Raw genomic sequence first — 4,139 nt, forward strand, 5'->3', positions numbered from 1 at the left:
GGTGGGGGGCCCGGTTGCTGGCGCTGCGCGGGGAGGATGGCCAATGGGCCGGGGGCGCCTATTTCCCCGCGCAAGGCGGCCATCCCGACGTCGGACCTCCTGATGGAGCCGGTGCTCCGGACGGCCAAAGTGGGTCAGGCGGCACCGAAGCACCCGATAGCGGAAGCCAGCCCTGGACCGCCACCACCTACACCCTGCTGCAGTTGCGTGACTTCGGCGTCAACCCTGCAGATGACCGGATGCGCCGGACAGTGGCACTCGTAAGGGACAACTGCCGTTGGGAAGAGGGCGGCCAGCCCTTTTTCGACGGCGAGGTCGAACCCTGCATCAACGGCATGGCGGTGGGGCTGGGAGCCTACTTTGGCCAGAACGTCGACGGCGTGGTGGCCCGGCTAATCAGTGAACAGCTCGACGACGGCGGCTGGAATTGCTGGGCGGAGTCCGGTGCAGTGGTTTCGTCGGCCGCGACAACGATCAATGTTCTTGAAGGGCTCCTCGCGCATGAGCAGGCAACCGGTGGTTCAGCGGAATCCATCGACGCGCGGCGACGCGGCGGGGAGTACCTCCTCGAGCGGAGGCTGTTCCGACGCAAAAGCACAGGTGAAGTCATTGACCCGGCCTGGCTGGAGTTCGCCTATCCGACCCGCTGGCACTACGACGTTCTCCGCGCCCTGGAGTACTTTCGGTCCACCGGGGATGCTCCCGACCCGCGAATTGCCGAGGCTGTCGGTCTGCTTCGATCGAAGCGACAGCCCGACGGCACCTGGCTGCTGGAAAACACCCACCCAGGGGCGACCCACTTCGACCTCGAGGATGGCGACGGCAGGCCCGGCCGCTGGAACACACTGCGGGCGCTGCGGGTCCTGCGGTGGTACGCCGACGGCGAGACTCCTTAATCCTGACTCCGGGCCCATGACCACGGTCATCCCGGGAGTCCTACGCCGCGCCCGTCCATCTGGGCGCCATCGCTGACCGACGGATTGTCCTGGCGCGGGTGTGGAACCCGTCAGCCCGTTTATGCCAGTCGTGGCGCGCCTGAGGCGCGTCGCCGGAATGTTCGGGTTCGGGAACGCTGCCCTGCGTGCCTCCCTCGGAGCATAGGTCAGAGACCAGCCCCATGCCCGCACACTCCCGCACCGCGGCGATGCCGGCTACGGCAGCGGACTTGTCGCTGAACGCAGCCGACTCCGCCATCACGGTTCCGTCGGGTGCCTTGAGCCGGAACCGGAAATTCGCCTCCCGGTCAAGGAACAGTTCAAACTTGCCCGCCATAACAATCCTCCCGGTCTTGGGAACCTGCCCCTCGGCGTCAATACCGCGGATCAGGCCGGAACGCACCACTGCGTTCGTGCCCCGCTGCCCTTCCCGAACGATCACAAAAGATCAATTCATCTGGTGCTAACCAGTCTGTTGCAGGCTCCCGGGGCCCACAAGGCACGGCACGTAAACCCTGGGTAAAAGCTGTGCAACAGCGTGCTCAGACGTACCTGGCGAACCAGGCCAGCGTGTCGTTCCAGGCCGCCGTGGCCTGCGCCTCAACGTAGCGGTCCCCGGTGTCATTGTGGAATGCATGGTCGACGCCGGGATACACCGTGAGCTGGTGGCGGACGTTTGTGGCGGCCAGGGCTTCCCGCAGCGCCGGGAGTGCCCCGGTGATCCGCTGATCGAGCTCGGCGTAGACGCCGAAGACCGCCGGTTTGATTGCCGGAACTTTCTCCAGATCGGGGGACGGTCCGTAAAACGCTGCAGTCGCCTTCAACCCGGGCAGTTCCGTGGCCGCCTGCCAGGTGATGCCTCCGCCGAAGCAGTACCCGTTCATGGCGATCCGGCCCTCGGCGACGAAGTCCTTTGACTGAAGGCAATCGAAGGCTGCTGCAAAATCGGAGACGTGCCGTTGGGCACCTGCCGCTGTCAAGGCTCCGGGAACGGCGTCGCGATCCATCGTCGCCGTGCCACCTTCCCTGCTGAGCAGGTCAAGGGCCAGGGCCGCGTAGCCCGCTTTGGCGAACCGGCGTGCCACATCCTCAATGTGGGCGGTCAGTCCGCGGTTCTCGTGGCAGATCAGTACCGCCGGCCCAGCGGCACCGGACGCGGGCCGGGCAAGGTAGGCGCTGATGTCGGTTCCGTCGGCTGGGAAACGCACCGTTTCTGTCACCAGACCCGGCTCACCCTCAGGAACGGAGAGCGGGCTTTTGGCGCCGGGCACCGGGCGGAGGGCGGCGGTGCCGGTCGCAGGGCCCGGCGCGTTGCCAGTGCCCGTGCCCGGGCCGGACGGCGAGGGGCTGGGGGTCGGCATGGGGTCGGTGCCGCGCGGAACCTCGTCCGGCGTGCAACCCACCAGGAGCATCGCTGCCGACGCTGCGGCCATGCTGCCGGTGATGAATGCCACCCGGCGCGTAAACGTGCCCTGGCTCATGGCGCCGGCGCGGTAATCGTCGAAGAATTCCTCGATCAGGTACTTTTCGTACTTGCCAAGTTTTGTCATGAAGGGCCTCCTGGAGTGTGCGGATATCCTCCTCCGAAGTCCGCGACCAGACAAGGCCGCGCCGTATGGCGAGGCCGCCACGGCGGCGAGTGCCCGAACGACTTATTTCGACATGTGCATGTCCGCGGCGCACCCCTGTCCGTAACATTGAAGAAAGTAGCGTCCGCAACTTGCCAAGTTCATCGAAAAGGACTATTCAGGTGCCCCTCGAAACATTGCCCGTCCTGGACTTCTCCCGTTTGAGCGCTGGACCGGAGGAGGCCTCGCGGTTCCGTGACGAACTGCGCGACGCCATGCACGAGGTCGGCTTCCTTTACCTGGCCGGGCACGGGATCCCGCAGGAGTTGACGGATGCCATCCTCGGCGTGTCCCGACGCTTCTTCGAGTTGCCCGAGATGCAGAAGCTTGCGGTCGAGAATGTCCACAGCCCGCAGTTCCGGGGATACACGAGGGTCGGCGGCGAACTCACGGATGGTGCGGTCGACTGGCGGGAACAGATCGATATCGGCGTCGAACGTGCTGCCGTGGAACCGGGACCCGGCGTCGCTGACTACTGGCGCCTCGAAGGGCCCAATTTGTGGCCGGACGCCCTCCCCGAAATGCGGGACATCGTCCTGGAATGGACCGAGCGCCTGAGTGCCATCTCGCTGAGCCTCCTGCGTGCCCTTGCGGTCTCCCTGGGCGCACCTGAAGACACTTTTGACCAGGCTTTCGCGGCCCGGGCGTTCCCCCTGCTCAAGATTGTGCGGTACCCGGGGGAGTCCAACCCGGAGCCGAAGCAGGGCGTGGGTTCCCACCGCGACGGCGGGGTCCTGACCCTGCTGCTGGTGGAGCCCGGAAAGGGCGGCTTGCAGGTTGAGTACCAGGGGCAGTGGATCGACGCCCCCCAGGTGCCCGGGACATTTGTCGTCAACATCGGGGAGATGCTCGAACTAGCCACCAACGGCTATCTCAAGGCGACGCTGCACCGCGTGATATCACCCCTGCGCGGCACCGACCGCGTTTCCCTTCCGTTCTTCTACAATCCGGCGCTGGACGCGACCATGCCGCAGCTCGCGGTGAGCCCGGAGTTCCAGTCCAGGGCCCGAGGCCTGTCGGTTGATCCGACGAACAGCCCAATTCTTGAAACCTATGGGGACAACGCCCTTCGCTACCGGCTGCGGGCCCACCCCAACGTGGTGGCCGCCCACCACTCCGATCTGCAGAACGGCTGACCCGCCCGCTCAAGTCTCTGCTCCGCCGTTAGTCCCATGACGCGGGAACGGGACGGCGCTGCGGGTATACGGCAGCGCCAGATCGTCCGCGCGTCGCCAGCCCGGAAGGGTAGCGAAATCGCGCAGTGGTGGCCCGGAGTGCGCCCCCCCAACGCGGACGACGGCGTCGGCTGGGCCATTGATGGCTGCGTCGGCCCACCCGGACGTTGCCTGCTCCCTGCGTGGCTGGTACCCGCAGGAGCTTCTGTTTGGCCGGAACGGCACCCGGGGCGCACACCGCCTGGCACCGCAACACCAATGGACAGACCCTGCACGTCACCGAAGGCCGCGGTCTGGTCCGTAGGGCACCGGATTGGGCTGTTCTTTCGCATGTTCCGCGGCCGCTTTTAATGTCGCAGGTGCCCGATAGTCTGATTCCATGGACGGCAAGCAGGGGCCCG

4 protein-coding genes are annotated in these 4,139 nt (G+C 66.2%); 2 read left to right on the forward strand and 2 right to left on the reverse strand.

The annotated features are described in order from the left end of the window. The coding region (locus tag BJQ90_RS18995) for a hypothetical protein (RefSeq protein ID WP_226761758.1) at nucleotides 1–896 on the forward strand (896 nt) is incomplete at its 5' end. Nucleotides 897–936: 40 nt separating this feature from the next. Here BJQ90_RS18995 and BJQ90_RS19000 read toward each other — a convergent pair. After that, nucleotides 937–1,377 (reverse strand): YegP family protein, encoded by a 441-nt coding sequence (locus BJQ90_RS19000; RefSeq protein ID WP_319004664.1) that lies wholly within the window; start codon nucleotides 1,375–1,377, stop codon nucleotides 937–939. 100 nt (nucleotides 1,378–1,477) lie between these two features. Further along, nucleotides 1,478–2,485, reverse strand: a complete 1,008-nt coding sequence (locus tag BJQ90_RS19005) for a dienelactone hydrolase family protein (protein ID WP_226761759.1) — start codon at nucleotides 2,483–2,485, stop codon at nucleotides 1,478–1,480. 200 nt (nucleotides 2,486–2,685) lie between these two features. Between BJQ90_RS19005 and BJQ90_RS19010 the strand changes: the two genes are divergently transcribed. Then, on the forward strand, nucleotides 2,686–3,699 hold the full coding sequence (locus BJQ90_RS19010; RefSeq protein ID WP_226761760.1) for an isopenicillin N synthase family dioxygenase: 1,014 nt from the start codon (nucleotides 2,686–2,688) through the stop codon (nucleotides 3,697–3,699). Nucleotides 3,700–4,139: the final 440 nt, after the last annotated feature.

The organism is Arthrobacter sp. SO3 (assembly GCF_020532825.1).
Classification (GTDB): domain Bacteria; phylum Actinomycetota; class Actinomycetes; order Actinomycetales; family Micrococcaceae; genus Arthrobacter.

Coding starts and splice junctions, on each gene's coding strand:
- BJQ90_RS19005 (WP_226761759.1), bottom strand. CDS start 2,485: ATGACAAAACTTGGCAAGTACGAAAAGTACCTGATCGAGGAATTCTTC.